14 protein-coding genes and 1 pseudogene are annotated in these 15,404 nt (G+C 73.6%); 5 read left to right on the forward strand and 10 right to left on the reverse strand.

The genetic code is table 11. The features are described from left to right. Positions 1-57: 57 nt before the first annotated feature. From EV189_RS07330 to EV189_RS07340, 3 genes and pseudogenes are all read right to left on the reverse strand, one after another. On the reverse strand, positions 58-735 hold the full coding sequence (locus tag EV189_RS07330) for a GntR family transcriptional regulator (RefSeq protein WP_130492278.1): 678 nt from the start codon (positions 733-735) through the stop codon (positions 58-60). Between the two features lie 75 nt (positions 736-810). After that, the gene (locus EV189_RS21105; RefSeq protein ID WP_130492279.1) at positions 811-1,359 is read right to left on the reverse strand and encodes a hypothetical protein; all 549 of its coding nucleotides are present in this window, start codon (positions 1,357-1,359) and stop codon (positions 811-813) included. Positions 1,360-1,370: 11 nt separating this feature from the next. Next, positions 1,371-2,520, reverse strand: a pseudogene (locus EV189_RS07340) (zinc-dependent alcohol dehydrogenase). Between the two features lie 516 nt (positions 2,521-3,036). Here EV189_RS07340 and EV189_RS07345 point away from each other — a divergent pair. Beyond that, a complete protein-coding gene (locus tag EV189_RS07345) occupies positions 3,037-4,011 on the forward strand; it encodes a hypothetical protein (protein WP_130492280.1) in 975 nt (324 codons plus the stop codon). An 86-nt stretch (positions 4,012-4,097) separates the two neighbouring features. Here the strand turns inward: EV189_RS07345 and EV189_RS07350 are convergent, their stop codons facing one another. Together EV189_RS07350 and EV189_RS07355 are read right to left on the reverse strand one after the other, a co-directional pair. Continuing rightward, a complete protein-coding gene (locus EV189_RS07350; RefSeq protein WP_130492281.1) occupies positions 4,098-5,480 on the reverse strand; it encodes a glycine--tRNA ligase in 1,383 nt (460 codons plus the stop codon). A gap of 64 nt (positions 5,481-5,544) precedes the next feature. Then, positions 5,545-5,829: an antibiotic biosynthesis monooxygenase gene (locus EV189_RS07355; protein WP_165400178.1), complete on the reverse strand. Its 285-nt coding sequence runs from the start codon at positions 5,827-5,829 to the stop codon at positions 5,545-5,547. Positions 5,830-5,880: 51 nt separating this feature from the next. Between EV189_RS07355 and EV189_RS07360 the strand changes: the two genes are divergently transcribed. The 3 genes from EV189_RS07360 (at position 5,881) to EV189_RS07370 (ending at position 7,801) form a co-directional block, all read left to right on the forward strand. Further along, positions 5,881-6,609: a ZIP family metal transporter gene (locus EV189_RS07360; protein WP_130492283.1), complete on the forward strand. Its 729-nt coding sequence runs from the start codon at positions 5,881-5,883 to the stop codon at positions 6,607-6,609. A gap of 124 nt (positions 6,610-6,733) precedes the next feature. Beyond that, complete coding sequence (locus tag EV189_RS07365) at positions 6,734-6,988, forward strand: hypothetical protein (protein WP_130492284.1); 255 nt, start codon at positions 6,734-6,736, stop codon at positions 6,986-6,988. 72 nt (positions 6,989-7,060) lie between these two features. Then, positions 7,061-7,801: a MerR family transcriptional regulator gene (locus tag EV189_RS07370; RefSeq protein WP_130492285.1), complete on the forward strand. Its 741-nt coding sequence runs from the start codon at positions 7,061-7,063 to the stop codon at positions 7,799-7,801. On the opposite strand, the gene EV189_RS07375 is transcribed toward EV189_RS07370, so the two are convergent. From EV189_RS07375 to EV189_RS07390, 4 genes are all read right to left on the reverse strand, one after another. Then, positions 7,798-8,613: an isoprenyl transferase gene (locus EV189_RS07375; protein ID WP_231116164.1), complete on the reverse strand. Its 816-nt coding sequence runs from the start codon at positions 8,611-8,613 to the stop codon at positions 7,798-7,800. The genes EV189_RS07370 and EV189_RS07375 overlap by 4 nt on opposite strands. Next, positions 8,610-9,341: a DNA repair protein RecO gene (gene recO / locus EV189_RS07380; RefSeq protein ID WP_130492286.1), complete on the reverse strand. Its 732-nt coding sequence runs from the start codon at positions 9,339-9,341 to the stop codon at positions 8,610-8,612. Before recO ends, EV189_RS07375 begins: the two co-directional genes overlap by 4 nt. 62 nt (positions 9,342-9,403) lie before the next feature. Further along, complete coding sequence (gene leuA, locus EV189_RS07385; RefSeq protein WP_130492931.1) at positions 9,404-11,095, reverse strand: 2-isopropylmalate synthase; 1,692 nt, start codon at positions 11,093-11,095, stop codon at positions 9,404-9,406. Between the two features lie 188 nt (positions 11,096-11,283). Continuing rightward, positions 11,284-12,615 (reverse strand): aminotransferase class I/II-fold pyridoxal phosphate-dependent enzyme, encoded by a 1,332-nt coding sequence (locus EV189_RS07390; RefSeq protein ID WP_130492287.1) that lies wholly within the window; start codon positions 12,613-12,615, stop codon positions 11,284-11,286. Between EV189_RS07390 and EV189_RS07395 the strand changes: the two genes are divergently transcribed. After that, complete coding sequence (locus EV189_RS07395; RefSeq protein ID WP_165400179.1) at positions 12,614-13,249, forward strand: pyridoxamine 5'-phosphate oxidase family protein; 636 nt, start codon at positions 12,614-12,616, stop codon at positions 13,247-13,249. The two genes, EV189_RS07390 and EV189_RS07395, sit on opposite strands and share 2 nt — an antisense overlap. 32 nt (positions 13,250-13,281) lie before the next feature. Here EV189_RS07395 and EV189_RS07400 read toward each other — a convergent pair whose 3' ends face one another. Beyond that, the gene (locus tag EV189_RS07400; protein WP_130492289.1) at positions 13,282-15,339 is read right to left on the reverse strand and encodes a S8 family serine peptidase; all 2,058 of its coding nucleotides are present in this window, start codon (positions 15,337-15,339) and stop codon (positions 13,282-13,284) included. Positions 15,340-15,404 lie beyond the last annotated feature (65 nt).

The raw sequence follows: 15,404 nt of genomic DNA on the forward strand, positions 1-15,404 counted from the left end.
AGGGCGGCGCCACGAGCTCCGGCTCGCGGCGCCGCTCCGCTGTGCGCCGGTCCTGCGCTACTCCTGCACGCCCGGGTGGTCGTGCAGCACCCGCAGCGACTCGAGCCGGTCGCGCTCGATGTGCGCGTAGGCCACGGCCTCGGCGACCCGCTCGTTGCCGGAGCTCACTGCCTCGTAGAGCTCCTGGTGCCCGTGGAGCGCGTCGCCCGGGTCGAGCTGGCTGGTGAGGTAGAACAGCCACTGCATGCGGCCCGCCACCGAGCGCATGACCGAGCGCATCAGCGCGTTGTCGGTCATCTCCACGATGGTCTCGTGGAAGCGCGCGGAGTCCGCGGCGATGCGGTACGCGTCGCCCTGCCCCACGCCCTCCTGCGACGAGCGCAGGGCCTCCCCCAGCACGGCGGGCGACGCGCCGAGGGCGACCTGGCGGGCGGCGTACCTCGCGGCCCCGACCTCCAGGCACAGCCGGAGGTCGAACAGGTCGTGCGCCGAGCGGATCGTCCACGTGGAGACGACGGCCCCGCGGCGCGGGAGGGTGGAGACGAACCCGTCGACCTCCAGCAGCGGCACGGCCTCCCGCAGCGGGACGCGCGAGACCGAGAGCTCCAGCGCCAGCGGCTGTTCGGCGAGCCGGGATCCCTGCGGGTACTTGCCGCGGATGATCCCTTCGCGCAGGGTCGCGTAGATCTGCCGCGACAGCGAGTCCGGGCGCGGCCCCGGGTCCACGGCGGTCATGCTGCTCCCCACGACGACGACCGTCGCATCCTTCCACGCTCCCGTGAACGGGAAGTCTCGCGCGGGAGCCTGATGTCAGCGGGAGACCAGGCGGCGCACGCCCCTCGCCGCGGCGTACGCACCGGCGAGGCCGGCCGCCCACGGCGCTGCGACGACGAGCGGGTCGAGCCACTGGTGGTGGAGGTCCACACGCCCGCGTCGCGAGGCGAGGCCGTGGGCGGAGAGCTCGCTGCGCAGCCCCGTCGCCGGTGGGACCATGGCCCCGCTGCCGAGCCGGCCCTCGAGGGCGTCGACGCGGTCCGCGGCGAGCAGCAGCAGCCAGTGGGCGGAGCGGCCTTCGCTGTAGGTGGCGTACGCGTACTTCCGGATGGCGCCGGAGAGGCCGCGGGGCGGGCAGGACGTGCCGAAGACCGGCGGCAGCATGCCGTGCTCGATCGAGCGCTCCCGCGGCCAGCGCTCCTCCTGGCGCTCCGGGAAGTCCCAGTGGGCGCCGGTGTCCTGGTGCACCTCGCGCGGGAAGGCGGGCCGGTCAGCGGGGTCGAGGTCGACGCCCCAGCCGGGGATCCGCTCGCGCAGCTCCTCCGGGCTCGGCGTCACCGTCGGCTTGTCTGCGGTGTAGGTCATCGCTCGTCCCTTCAGGCCGCGGCCGGCACGATCAGCGGCTTGATGCAGCCGTCGAGCTTGCTCGAGAAGATGTGGTACGCCTCGGCGATCTCGTCGAGCGGGATCCGGTGCGTGACGATGTCGCTGGGCTTGAAGTAGCCCGCCTGGATGTGCTGGAAGAGCCGGTCCCAGCTGGCGCTTCACGGGCGCTTGGTTCATGCGCAGGGTGAGTCCCTTGTTCATCGCGTCGCCGAACTTCACCGCGCTGAACATCGGTCCGTACGCGCCCATGACGGAGATCGTCCCGCCCTTGCGCGCACTGTCGATCGCCCAGTTGAGCGCAACGGGAGAACCGCCCTGCAGCTTGAACTTCGTCGTGGTCACGTGCTGGAGGAAGTTGCCGTCGGCCTCCGCGCCGACCGCGTCGATGACGCGATCGACGCCGAGGTGACCGGTGATCTTCTTCATGTGCACGACGATGTCGTCGTAGTGCGTGAAGTTGTAGACCTCGGCGTGCGCGAAGGACTTCGCCTTCTCCAGCCGGTAGTCGAGGTGGTCGACGACGATCACCCGGCCCGCGCCCATGAACCACGCGGACCGCGCCGCGTAGAGACCGACGGGACCGGCTCCGAGCACGAGGACCGTGTCGCCCTCGACGATGTCGGCGAGCTGCGCCCCGAAGTAGCCGGTGGACAGGGCGTCCGTGAGGAGGACCGCGTCCTCGTCGTCCATCCACTCGGGGATCTTCGCCGGGCCGACGTCGGCGAAGGGCACCCGGACGTACTCCGCCTGGCCGCCGTCGTAGCCGCCGGTGGTGTGCGAGTAGCCGTAGATCCCGCCGACCGCGGTGGCGTTCGGGTTGACGTTGTGGCAGTTGGAGTAGAGCCCACGCGCGCAGAAGAAGCACGAGCCGCAGTAGATGTTGAACGGCACCATCACCCGGTCACCCGGCTGCAGCCGCTCGACGCTGGAGCCGACCTGCTCGACGACGCCGATGAACTCGTGCCCGAAGGTCATCCCGACCCGGGTGTCGGGCATCATCCCGTGGTAGAGGTGCAGGTCGGACCCGCAGATCGCGGCGAGCGTGACGCGGACGATCGCGTCGTTCGGGTGCTCGATCCGGGGGACGTCCTTCTCCTCCAACCGGATCTTGTACGGGCCGCGGTAGACCATCGCGCGCATGGCGTCCTCCTCGGGTGGCGGTATGCACCCGCTTCCCGGCTCCCGTCCCCCGCAACCGCCGGAACGGGTTGCCGTCGCCGTCCGGTGGGCAGGGGCTCCTCAGGTCCAGCAGCCGGCCTCCCACGCCACCCGCGCCGAGGAGACGACCGTGTCGACGCAACCGGACCCGGCCACTCGGCACCAGGGGTCGAGGCGTTCGGCGAGGAGACGCCGCTGAGCCGCGCGGGCCAGCCGCCGGAGCTCGCGCCGCCCCTCGGACCGAACAAGGGCACCCAGTGCGCCTCCCAGCAGCACTGGGGCGCCCCGTTCGATCCGGGGCCTCGCCGAGGGGCCACCCCCGGACTGAACGGGGGCACCCAGTGCCCCTCCGGGCGCGACTGGGGCACCCTGTTCGGACGGTAGCCAGCGAGGGCGGGTGCGCTGTCCACACGGCTGTGGTGTGCGGTTCCGCGGGCATGTCCACAACCGGTACGCGGCAGGGCGACCGGGGCGCGGCACCAGCGCAGGCTGTGCCCCGTGCCACGACGAAGCCTGCGCACCGACTCGGCGCTCATCGCCGACCTCGCCGAGCACCGCGACGGCGTCACGACCCTGGCCGAGCTCGCGCAGATGGGGATCGCCGCGCCCACTGCTGTCGGGCGCTGCCGCCCAGGCGGCCCGTGGCAGTCACCGCTTCCCGGAGTGGTCGTGCTCCACAGCGGTCGTCCGAGCCAGGGGCAGCTGGAGCGGGCCGCCCTGGCCTACGCGGGCGACGGCTCGGCGCTGACCGGGATCGCGGCCCTGCGCCGAGCTGGCGTGCCACGCCTCCCTCCGCCCGAGCCCATCCGCGTGCTCGTGCCCCACGAGCACCGTCGGCAGAGCCGCAGGTTCGTGGTCGTGGAGCGGACCCGCCGCATGCCGGAGGACCTGGACGTCGTACGCGGACTGCCCTGTGCGCCGCCAGCCCGGGCGCTCGTCGACGAGTGCCGACAGCTGCACGCACCCGCCGAGGTGCGCGCCCTCGTCGCGGCGGCCGTCCAGTCGAGCGTCTGCAGCGTCAGCGAGCTGCGCGAGGAGCACGCTGCTGCGGCGAACAGGCGCAAGGCCCTCATGGCGATGGTGCTGGCCGAGGTCGGCGCCGGAGTCCGTTCCGTGGCCGAGGGGGACGCTCGGCGGGTGGTGCTCCGCTCGGGGCTGCCGCAGCCGCTGTGGAACGTCGACCTGCTCGACCAGCACGGCCGCTTCCTCGCCCGGCCCGACGCCTGGTGGGACGAGCTGGCCGTCGCCCTCGAGATCGACTCGGTCGAGTGGCACATCAGCCCCAGCGACTACCTGCGGACGCAGGACCGGCAGCGCCGGCTGACCGAGCTGGGGGTGCTCGTGGTCCCTGTCGCACCAGGGGAAGTGCGCCGTCGGCCGCAGGCGCTGGTCGAGCAGCTCAGGCGCACCCTGGCCGCGGCAGCCCTGCGACCGCGGCCAGCGGTGCAGGTGGTCACGCGCGCAGCGGCGTGACCACCCGCCCAGGAGCGAACAAGGGCACCCAGTGCACGTGGGAGTGCTACTGGGTGCCCTTGTTCACACGAGAAGGGAGCGCGGCGTCAGCAGCCCAGCAGCCGCGCGGCCAGCCAGCCCTCGACCTGGCCGAGCCCGACCCGCTCCTGCTGCATGGTGTCGCGCGAGCGCACCGTCACGGCGTCGTCCTCGAGGGTCTCGAAGTCCACCGTGATGCAGAACGGCGTGCCGATCTCGTCCTGGCGGCGGTAGCGGCGGCCGATCGCCCCGGCGTCGTCGAACTCGACGTTCCAGCTCTTCCGCAGCTGCGCGGCGAGGTCCCGGGCCTTGGGCGAGAGGTCGGCGTTGCGCGAGAGCGGCAGCACCGCGGCCTTGACCGGCGAGAGCCGCGGGTCGAGCCGCATGACCGTGCGCTTCTCCAGCACGCCCTTGGCGTTGGGGGCCTCGTCCTCGGCGTACGCGTCGAGCATGAAGGCCAGCGTCGCGCGCGTCAGGCCGGCGGCCGGCTCGATGACGTACGGCGTCCAGCGCTCCCCCTTGTCCTGGTCGAAGTAGGACAGGTCGGTGCCGCTGTGCTTCGAGTGCGTGCTGAGGTCGAAGTCGGTGCGGTTGGCGATGCCCTCGAGCTCGGCGAACTCCGTGCCACCGAAGCGGAAGCGGTACTCGATGTCCACGGTCCGCTTGGAGTAGTGGGAGAGCTTCTCCTGCGGGTGCTCGTAGAACCGCATGTTGGCCTCGGTGAGGCCGAGCCCGAGGTACCAGTTCCAGCGCTCCTGCAGCCAGTACTCGTGCCACTGCTCGTCGGTGCCGGGCTCGACGAAGAACTCCATCTCCATCTGCTCGAACTCGCGGGTCCGGAAGATGAAGTTGCCGGGCGTGATCTCGTTGCGGAACGACTTGCCCGTCTGCGCGATGCCGAAGGGCGGCTTCTTGCGGGCGGACTGCATGACGTTCGCGAAGTTGACGAAGATGCCCTGCGCCGTCTCGGGCCGCAGGAAGTGCAGGCCCTCCTCGTCCTCGACGGGGCCGAGGTAGGTCTTCAGCAGGCCGTTGAACATCCGCGGCTCGGTGAAGGCGCCCTTCGTGCCGCAGTTCGGGCAGTTGATCTCCGTCAGGCCCTGCGGCGCGCGGCCGTGCTTCGCCTCGAACGCCTCCTCGAGGTGGTCCGCCCGGAAGCGCTTGTGGCACGACTGGCACTCGGTCAGCGGGTCGACGAACGCCGTGAGGTGGCCGGACGCCTTCCACACCTCCGTGGCGAGGATGACGGCGGAGTCGAGGCCGACGATGTCCTCGCGGCCCTGCACCATCGTCTTCCACCACTGGCGGCGGACGTTCTCCTTGAGCTCGACGCCGAGCGGGCCGTAGTCCCAGGCCGACCTCGTCCCGCCGTAGATCTCGCTGCTCGGGTAGACGAACCCCCGGCGCTTGGCGAGGCTGACGATGGCGTCGATCTTGGCGTCGGTGGCCACGGGGGGTCTCCAGTCCGGCTGGCGGTCGGCGGGCGCTCGCTGACGTACGGGCGAGGACAGCAGGCTACCGGCTGACCCGGACGTCGTACGTCGTCGGTTCGTCCACGGCGGAGACCAGCACCGCCATGAGCGCGGCCCGGGCGTCCGCCGCGCTCATGCCGCGCCGGGCGGCACCGACCGACTCCCAGCGCACGACGAGCGTCCAGAGGTCGGGCTCGTCGAGGTTCGGGCCGGCGTCGGCGCCGAGGAAGCCCGGCCGCGCGGCCAGCAGCTCGACGGCGGCGGCGACGGCCGCGGCGAACGACTCCCCCGACTCGACGGGGACGCGGTGGCGGGTCACGACGAGCACGCGGGGATCCTGCCACGGAGGAGGTGCGGCGGCCGCGGATACCCTGCCCCCGTGGTCCTCGCCTTCACGATCGCCTCCGTGCTGAGCACCGCGATCGGCGGCGTGGTCGCGCTGCGCAACCGCGACCGGCTCCACCTCGTGCTGGGCTTCACCGCCGGCGTGCTGCTCGGGCTGGTGCTCTTCGACCTCGTGCCCGAGCTGTTCCGCATCCGCCACGCCGACCTCGGTGGCGTCCCCCTCCCGATGGTGACGGCAGCGGCGGGCTTCCTCGCCCTGCACCTGCTCGAGCGCGGGCTGGCGCTGCACGCGGCGCACGAGGGCGAGTACGAGCCGCACTCCCACCACGACCCGGCGATCGGGCTGGCCTCGGCCGCCGCGCTCGTCGCGCACTCGTTCCTCGACGGTGTGGGCATCGGGCTGGGCTTCCAGGCAGGGACGGCGATCGGGGTCAGCGTCGCGATCGCCGTGGTGGCGCACGACTTCGCCGACGGGCTCAACACGGTCGGCATCATGGTCGCGCACGGCAACACCTCGCAGCGCGCCCGCGTCATGCTCGGCGCCGATGCGGTCGCCCCCCTCCTGGGCGCGGCCAGCACGCTGGTCTTCACGCTGCCGGAGTCCTGGCTCGGCGGCTACCTCGGCTTCTTCGCCGGGTTCCTGCTCTACCTCGCCACCTCGGACATCCTCCCCGAGGCCCACGCCCGGCACCCGTCGCGGCTGACGCTGAGCTGCACGGTGCTCGGCGTGGCGATGATGTGGGCGATCGTCAGCCTGAGCTGAGCCTCCCTAGCGGACGACCGCTAGGGGTACGCCGGGCGACGGTGAGGGATCATGTCGGTGAACACCGGCACGCGGTGCGGGACGACGACGGCGACGAACCCCCGCGGCGAACCTGGAGGTCGCCATGGACGCAAGGGGCTCCACCAGCAGGGACGTCACCAGCAGCAGCCGCAGGGAGTTCGGGGCCGGCCTGCCCGCGCTCGACGTCGAGGACGTCGCCGTGGTCCTGCCGGCGAGCTACGCCGCGCGCTGCGGGCGGTGCGGGACCGCGTACCTCCCCGGGTCGACCATCGGCCACAGCGCGACCTACGGCTGGGTCGCCACGTGCTGCGTGCCCGGGATGCGGCGCGGGGCGCGCCAGCAGGCGCAGGGCGCTTGACCCTGCCGCAGCGTCAACCTCCACGCTGGTAGCGCGCCGGAACACCTCCGGCGCGGAACGGGAGACGGCGCCGTGCGCTGGTCGATCGGCGAGGTCGCGGAGCTCTCGCGCGTGACCCCGCGCACGCTGCGGCACTACGACGCGATCGGCCTGCTCGTGCCGGCGGGGACCGCCGCCAACGGCTACCGCTGGTACGAGCGCGAGCAGCTGCTGCGCCTGCAGCAGATCCTGCTGCTGCGCGAGCTCGGCCTGGGCCTCGACACGATCGCCGACGTCCTCGCCGGACAGCGGGACCCGGTGGAGACGCTGCGCGGGCACGAGCAGCGGCTGCGCGACGAGGGTCAGCGGCTCGGCCGGCTCGCGGACACCGTCTCCCGGACCATCGCCCACCTCGAAGGAGGAGCACCGATGCCCACGGAGCAGCTGTTCGACGGGTTCGACGCGGAGGAGAGCCTGGCCGCGCGCTACGGCGACCGCGTACGCGACCACGTCGCGACGGCGCGGGAGCGGACGAAGGACTGGACGGCCAAGGACTTCTCGGCCGCTGCGCAGGAGTACGACGAGCTCGACGCGCGGATGCTCGCGCTGGTGCGGGCCGGCCTGGCACCGGACGACGCGCGGGTCCTCGACCTCGTCGACGAGCACTACCGGCTGGTGTGCCGGCACTGGACGCCCGACCGCACGAGCTACGCCGGACTGGGCCAGCTGTACGTCGACGACCCGCGGTTCCGCGCGCGCTACGACGCCCTCGACCCCGCCCTCGCCGAGTTCTCCCGCGACGCGCTGGCGGCGTACGCGGAGCAGCGCCTCTAGGCTCCGGGCACCTCGTTCGGCACGGCGCCGCCGTAGCGGCGGTCGCGGCGGGCGTACTCCTCGATGGCCTGCCAGAGGTGGCGCCGGTCGAAGTCCGGCCAGAGCGTGTCGAGGAAGACGAGCTCGGCGTACGCCGACTGCCACGGCAGGAACCCCGAGGTGCGCAGCTCGCCGCTGGACCTGATGAAGAGGTCGACGTCGCGCATGTCCGGCGCGTACAGGTAGCGCGCGAGGCTGCGCTCGTCCACCCTCGCCGGGTCGACCCGGCCCGCGGCGACGTCCGCCGCGAGCGCGCGGGCGGCGTCGCCGAGCTCGGCGCGGCCGCCGTAGTTGATGCAGATGTTCAGCGTGATCAGGCGGTTGTCGCGGGTCTGCTCCTCGGCGACCTTGAGCTCGCTGATGACGCTGCGCCAGAGCTTCGGCTCGCGGCCGACCCAGCGGATGCGCACGCCCCGGGCGTCCAGCTCGTCGCGCCGCCGCCGGATGACGTCGCGGTTGAAGCGCATGAGGAAGCGCACCTCGTCCGGCGAGCGGCGCCAGTTCTCCGTCGAGAACGCGTAGGCGGAGATCTCCTCCACGCCGATCTCGATCGCGCCGTGCACCACGTCGATGAGGCTGGCCTCGCCCTGCTCGTGACCTGCCGTACGCGGCAGTCCCCGCTGCTTGGCCCACCGTCCGTTGCCGTCCATGACGATCGCGACGTGGCGCGGGACGAACTCCGCCGGGATCGCCGGCGGACGTGCCCCCGTCGGGTGCGGAGCCGGGGGCAGCGAGCCGCTCGCCGGACGCGTCGGGCGGGACAGGCCTCTCACACACGCTCCACGAGTCGCAGCGAGCGCAGGCCGCGCTCGAGGTGCCAGTTGAGGTACGCCGCGGTCAGCCCGTGCCCCTCGCGCCGCGCGCGCTCCTCGCTGCCGTCCGCGGTCTCCCAGTCGCCGGTGAGCAGCGCGCCGAGCAGCACGAGGACGGCCGGCGACGGGTGCGCGGCACCGGGCACGGTGCAGTCCGGGCAGAGCGAACCGCCTGCTGCGACGGCGAAGCTGCCGTGCGGGCCCATGAGCCCGCACCGCGCGCACGCGTCGAAGGTCGGGGCGTAGCCGGCGATCGCCAGCGAGCGCAGCAGGAAGGCGTCGAGGACGAGCCCGGGGTCGTGCTCGGTGCCGGCCAGCGCGCGCAGCGCGCCGAGCAGCAGGAGGTACTGCTGCACCGCGGGTTCCTGCTCGGCATCGGTCAGCCGCTCGACCGCCTCGAGCATCGCCGTGCCCGCGGTGTAGCGGCCGTAGTCGGCGCCGAGCACCCCGGCGTACGGCGTCAGCGTGACGGCCTGCGTCACGATGTCGAGCGAGCGCCCGGTGTGCAGCTGCAGGTCGACGTGCATGAACGGCTCGAGCCGCGCGCCGAACTTCGAGCCCGTGCGCCGCACGCCCTTGCCGACCGCGCGGACCCGCCCGTGCTCGCGGGTGAGGATCGTGATGATCCGGTCGGCCTCACCGAGCTTCTGGGTGCGCAGCACGACACCCTCGTCGCGGTAGAGACCCATCCCCCCATGCTGCCACGCGGGACGCCCCGGCCCGTACGCCCGCGCCGGGCCGGGGCGCGCGCTCAGCGCGGGGTCGTCGCCCGGTTGACGGCCGAGACGACGGCCTTCAGCGACGCGGTGACGATGTTCGCGTCCATCCCCACGCCCCAGAGCACCCGCTCGCCCACCGCGCACTCGAGGTACGCGGCGGCCCGCGCGTCGCCGCCGGCCGACAGCGCGTGCTCCTGGTAGTCCAGGACGCGGACGTCGATGCCCTTGTCCGCCAGCGCGGAGGTGAAGGCCGCGATCGGGCCGTTGCCGCGCCCGACCAGCACCTGCTCCTCCCCGTCGAGCACGACCGACGCGCGCAGCTCGTCGGCCTCGCCGTCGGCGGAGGAGGTGTGGTGGCCCTGCAGGGACAGCCGCCCCCAGGGCGCGGCGGGGTTCGGGAGGTACTCGTCGGTGAAGATCTCCCAGATCTGCTTGGGGCTGACCTCGCCGCCCTCGGCGTCGGTCACCTTCTGCACGACCTGGCTGAACTCGATCTGCAGCCGGCGCGGCAGCTCGAGCTTGTGCTCGCTCTTCATGACGTAGGCGACGCCGCCCTTGCCGGACTGCGAGTTGACCCGGATGACCGCCTCGTAGGTACGGCCCACGTCCTTCGGGTCGATCGGCAGGTACGGCACCTCCCAGCGGAACTCGTCGACGGGCACGCCCGCGGCCTCGGCGTCGCGCTGCATCCACGCGAGGCCCTTGTTGATCGCGTCCTGGTGCGAGCCGGAGAAGGCGGTGAAGACGAGGTCGCCGCCGTACGGGTGGCGCTCGCCGACCGGCAGCTGGTTGCAGTACTCCACGGTGCGGCGGATCTCGTCGATGCCGCCGAAGTCGATCTTCGGGTCGATGCCCTGGCTGAACAGGTTCATCCCCAGCGTCACCAGGCAGACGTTGCCGGTGCGCTCGCCGTTGCCGAACAGCGTCCCCTCGATCCGGTCGGCGCCGGCCAGGTAGCCCATCTCGGCCGCCGCGACGCCGGTCCCGCGGTCGTTGTGCGGGTGCAGGCTCAGCGTCACCGCGTCGCGGTAGGCGAGCCGGCGGTGCATCCACTCGATGCTGTCGGCGTAGACGTTGGGGGTCGCCATCTCGACGGTGGCCGGCAGGTTGAGGATCGTCTTGCGGTCCGGCGTCGGCTCCAGCACGTCGTTGACCGCGTCGCACACCCGCAGCGCGAACTCCAGCTCGGTGCCCGTGTAGGACTCCGGCGAGTACTCGAAGTAGACGTCGGTGCCGGGGAGGTTCTCGGCGTACTTCTGGCACAGCCGCGCGCCCTGCGTCGCGATGCCGAGGATGCCGTCCATGTCCTGCTCGAAGACCACGCGGCGCTGCAGCGTGGAGGTCGAGTTGTAGAAGTGGACGACGGCCTGCTTCGCGCCGCGGATCGCCTCGAACGTCCGCTCGATCAGGTGCTCGCGGCACTGGACCAGCACCTGGATGACGACGTCGTCCGGGATGAGGTCCTCCTCGACCAGCTGCCGGACGAAGTCGAAGTCGGTCTGGCTGGCCGACGGGAAGCCGACCTCGATCTCCTTGTAGCCCATGCGCACGAGCAGCTCGAACATCGCGCGCTTGCGCGCCGGGCTCATCGGGTCGATCAGCGCCTGGTTGCCGTCGCGCAGGTCGACCGAGCACCACTGCGGCGCGCGCTCGATCGTCTTCGACGGCCAGGTGCGGTCGGGGAGCTCGACGGGCCGGTACGCCGCGTAGCGGCCGAACGGCATCGGGGTGGGCTGCTGCTGGTTCTTCACTCTCGGGTCCTCAGGGTCGTCGCGGGACGTGCCGTGCGGTCGGCAGGTGCGGACTCCGCGACGAGGACCCGGCCGCTAATCGGCCTCGTCGCGGCGGCGAAGGAGGAGGGCGCCGAGCATGGTGCCAGCGTAGGCCACTCCCCACCCGTCCTGCCAGGCACCTACCCCGCGAGCGGCGCGAGCACCTCGGCGACCTCGCGGGCGCGGCCGACGGGGAGCTGCGAGGTGGACACGCGGACGGCGGGTCCGGAGGCCAGCCGGAACCTGCTCCCCGGCGCGACCGCGACCCCCTGCTCCAGCGCTCCGGCGACCGCACGCGCCTCGTCGTGCACCGGCACCCAGGCGTTGAGCCCGCTCCTCCCCCAGGCGCGTACGCCCCGGTCCGCGAGCGCCGCCACGAGCGCCGCGCGCCGCTCGTCGTAGACCTCCGCCGCCCGGGCGACGACGTCCCCCTGCGTGGACCACGCGCGGGCCGTCGCGTCCTGCAGCAGCGTGCTGACCCAGCCCGGCCCGAGCCGCAGCCGCCCCGCGGTCCGCGCGACGGTCACCTCGTCGCCGGCGACGACGGCGCAGCGCAGGTCCGGTCCGTACGCCTTGGAGGCCGAGCGCACGTGCACCCACCGCCGGGTGGCGCCGGCGAGCGTGCTCAGCGGCAGCCGTGTGAGCGCCGCGCCGTGGTCGTCCTCGACGACGAGGACCTCGGGGTGCGCCGACAGCAGCCCGCGCAGCACCTCCGCCCGCTCCTGCGAGACGGCGGCCCCGGTCGGGTTCTGCGCACGGGCGGTGACGACGACGGCGGCCACCCCCGAGGCGAGCGCCGCCTCGAGGGCGTCCGGCAGCGGGCCCTCCTCGTCCAGCGCGACCGGCACGGCTGCGTGCCCCATCGCCGGCAGCAGGTCGAGCACGTTGCCCCACCCCGGGTCCTCGACCGCGACGCGCGCGCCCGGGCGCACCACCGCCCGCAGCGCCCGCTCGATCGCGTCGAGCGCGCCGCTCGCGACCGTCAGCTCGGCGGTCGGGACGCCCTCGGCCCCGAGCGCCTCGCGCGCCGCGGAGCGCAGCAGGTCGGTCAGCCCGTCGCGGCCGGCCACGGCGTACCCCGTCGAGACGGGCGGCACGTCCAGCAGCAGCGGCGGGAGCAGCGCCGGGTCTGGTTCGCCGCGGGTGAGGTCCAGCGCGCCGGGCGGGACCGGCGGCCCGAGGCTCCCCCGCGGCGTGGTGCTCGGCCGCTCCAGCACGCGCGTGCCCGCGCGCCCGGCGGTCTCGACGAGCCCGCGGTCGCGCGCCGCGCGGTACGCCGCCGCCACCGTGTTGGCGTCGACCCCGATCCAGCGGGCGAGGCTGCGGATCGGCGGCAGCACGGACCCCGGGAGCAGCTCGCCGCGGCGGACCGCGGACTCGAGCCGCTCGGCGATGGCGGCGGCCCCGGGCGCGGCCAGCAGGGCAGCAATGCGTTCGACGCCGGCTGCCTCGTCGTCTACCGTGTCGGCCATGGCAGCAGATCGTACTAGTGCAATCACACCTCCCCCTCCGCGACGCAAGCTCGAGCGCTACGCCGACGAGGACGCGGCCTGGGAGTTCGTCCGCTCGCAGTGGCTCGGCCACCTGTGCTGGGCACGCGAGGACGGCTTCGCCCAAGCGCTGCCGATGATGTACGCGGCCAGCGGGAGCACGGTGTGGCTGCACGGCTCGACCGGTGGCGGCCTCGGCCTGCGCGCGCGGGAGGCGGAGCTCCCCGCCTCGCTGACCGTCACGCAGCTCGACGGGATCGTGCTAGCACGGAGCGCCGTCCACCACAGCCTCAACTACTCCTCCGTGCTGGCGCACGGCCGGCTCCGGCTCGTGACCGACGAGCCGACGAAGCGGGAGGCCTTCGACGCCCTGCTCGACGCGGTCTGGAGCGGACGCAGCACCGCCAGCCGCCCGGCGGACTCCCGCGAGCTCGCGGCCACCGCGGTGCTCGCCCTCGAGGTCGACGCGATCACGCTGAAGCGGCGCACCGGCGGTCCGGTCGACGACGAGGCCGACCTCGCACTGCCGCACTGGGCGGGCGTGGTGCCGCTGCGCACGGTGCAGGGGACCCCGGAGCCCGCGGCCGACCTGCGGTCGGGGACCCTCGGGCCCTAGCCGGCCACAGCTGGCCGTCGCCCAGCAGTGCGTCAGGTGACGGTCAGCGTCCGCTTCGAGCTCGTCGACGCGCTGTAGCCGTCGCTCGCCGGCACGAGCACGCGCAGCGCACGGGTCCCGTCGCGCTCGAGCTGGACGCGGAAGCGGTAGCGGCCGGTGCCGTCGGTGACGCCGGTGAGCAGGTCGCGCCAGCGCCCGCCCTGCAGGTGCTGGAGCAGCACGGTGGTGCCGCGCTCCCCCGGCGTCACCCGCCCGGTGACCCGCACCTGCCCGCCGCTCGCGACGCGGGTGCTGCTGAGCGCGGCGCTGACGCGGCGGGTCAGCCCGACGACCTGCACCGGGCCGGCCGCCGCCGGGGAGCCGGGGACGCCGCGGAAGTACCAGCGCACCGCCGTCGTCGCGGACGGCGCGACCGTCACCGACGCGCGGCCGTCGAGGCCCGTACGGACCGCGGGGGCGCAGCTCCACCGGCGCGAGGCCGCGGCGCGGAAGCACGGGACGACGAGCTGGCGGGCCAGGGGCGTCCAGGTCACGGCGTCGTGCAGGGTGGCCGTGGCGACCGCCCGGCCCCCGGTGTGCACGGTGGGCGGGGCGACGGAGGACTCCAGCGTCGTCCCCGGCTGGAGCGCGCGGTACGCGTCCGCCATGTCGTTGGTCGCCGTGCCGCGCGCGGGCACGGAGCGCAGCGGCTTGCCCGTGTGCACGACCCGGTCGACGAGCTCGGTGGCCGGGAGCCGGCCCGCGCTCGCCAGCAGCGCGACCTCGCCGGTCACGTGCGGAGCGGCCATCGAGGTCCCGGAGAGGAAGCCGTAGGCGCGGGAGTAGTCGCCCTTCGTCAGCGCGCCCGGGATCGTGCTCCACACCGAGACGCCGGGGGCGAGCAGGTCGACGCTGCGGTAGCCGTAGTTCGAGAACGGCGCCAGGCGACCCCTGTTGTCCACGGCCCCGACGGTGATGACGTTGGGGGAGAGCGACGCGGCCGGGTAGGGCACGTCAGTGCTCGTGTCGCCCGCGGCCTCGGCCGCCAGCGCCGCGTCGACGTCGATGCCGGCGTCCTGGCCGTCCGCGCTGACGACACCGTTGCCGGCGGCCGCGACGATGACGATGCCGTACTCCTGGCCCAGCGTCGTGAACAGGTCGTCGATCTCCGCGCGGTCGCGCGCGTCGGTCGCCGAGATGCTCCAGCTGGCGTTGACGACCTTCGCGCCGTGCAGCGCGGCGTAGACGAGCGCCTCGAAGATGCCGTCCGAGCCGCAGTCGTCGCCGTTGGCCTTCGTGCCGAACACCTTCAGCGGCATGATCGTCACGCCGGGCGCGACACCGCTCGTGCCGGCGCCGTCGTCGGCGGCAGCGATCGTGCCGGCCACGTGGGTGCCGTGGAGGTCGTTGAGCTCGCGCTCGCCGCCGTCGTCGAAGTACTCGTCCGGGTCGTAGACCGACCCGTCCTCGTGGCAGAAGTCCCAGCCGTGGAGGTCCTTCTCCTTCGGCCGGTCGGGGTTCAGCGACGTCGGCCTCGGGTTGGTCCAGATGCTCGGCGCGAGGTCGGGGTGCGTGATGTCCACGCCCGAGTCGATGACCGCGACGATCGTCGAGCGGCTGCCCCTGGTCCGGGCCCAGGCCTCGGGGGCGTCGACGTCGACGTTGAAGGCGCCCTTCTGCGGCGCGCTCACGTCGGGGTCGAGGATCGTCTGGCCGTCGTTGCGCAGCCCCCACTCCTGCGACAGCTGGTCCGGCGCCGGCGTCGCGTCGCGCAGCACCGGCAGGTCCGGGATCGCGAAGCGCACACCGGGGCGGCCGCGCAGCGAGGCCGCGACGTCGGAGGCGTCCTCGCCGGCGGGGACCGGCACGCTCTCGGTGCGCGGCACCTCCGCGCGGGAGGCCGCGTGCAGGTCCGCCGACTGCAGCGCCACCTGGCGCTGCGCCGCGGTCGCCCCCGGCGCGTACCAGACGAAGACGCTGGAGGCGCCGCGGTCAGCGGCGGGGACCGCGGCCGACGACGGGAAGGGCAGGCCCACGCCCGCGAGCAGTCCCAGCGCGAGCGCGGGACCTGCGGTCAGCACGAGCGGACGGCGCAGGGGCCGCAACGGCATGAGGACTCCAACGACCTACGGGGACGACGTGCACGCACCAGTGCCCTCGCCGCGCTGCGCAGGCC

The organism is Motilibacter rhizosphaerae (assembly GCF_004216915.1).
Taxonomy (GTDB): Bacteria; Actinomycetota; Actinomycetes; order Motilibacterales; family Motilibacteraceae; genus Motilibacter; species Motilibacter rhizosphaerae.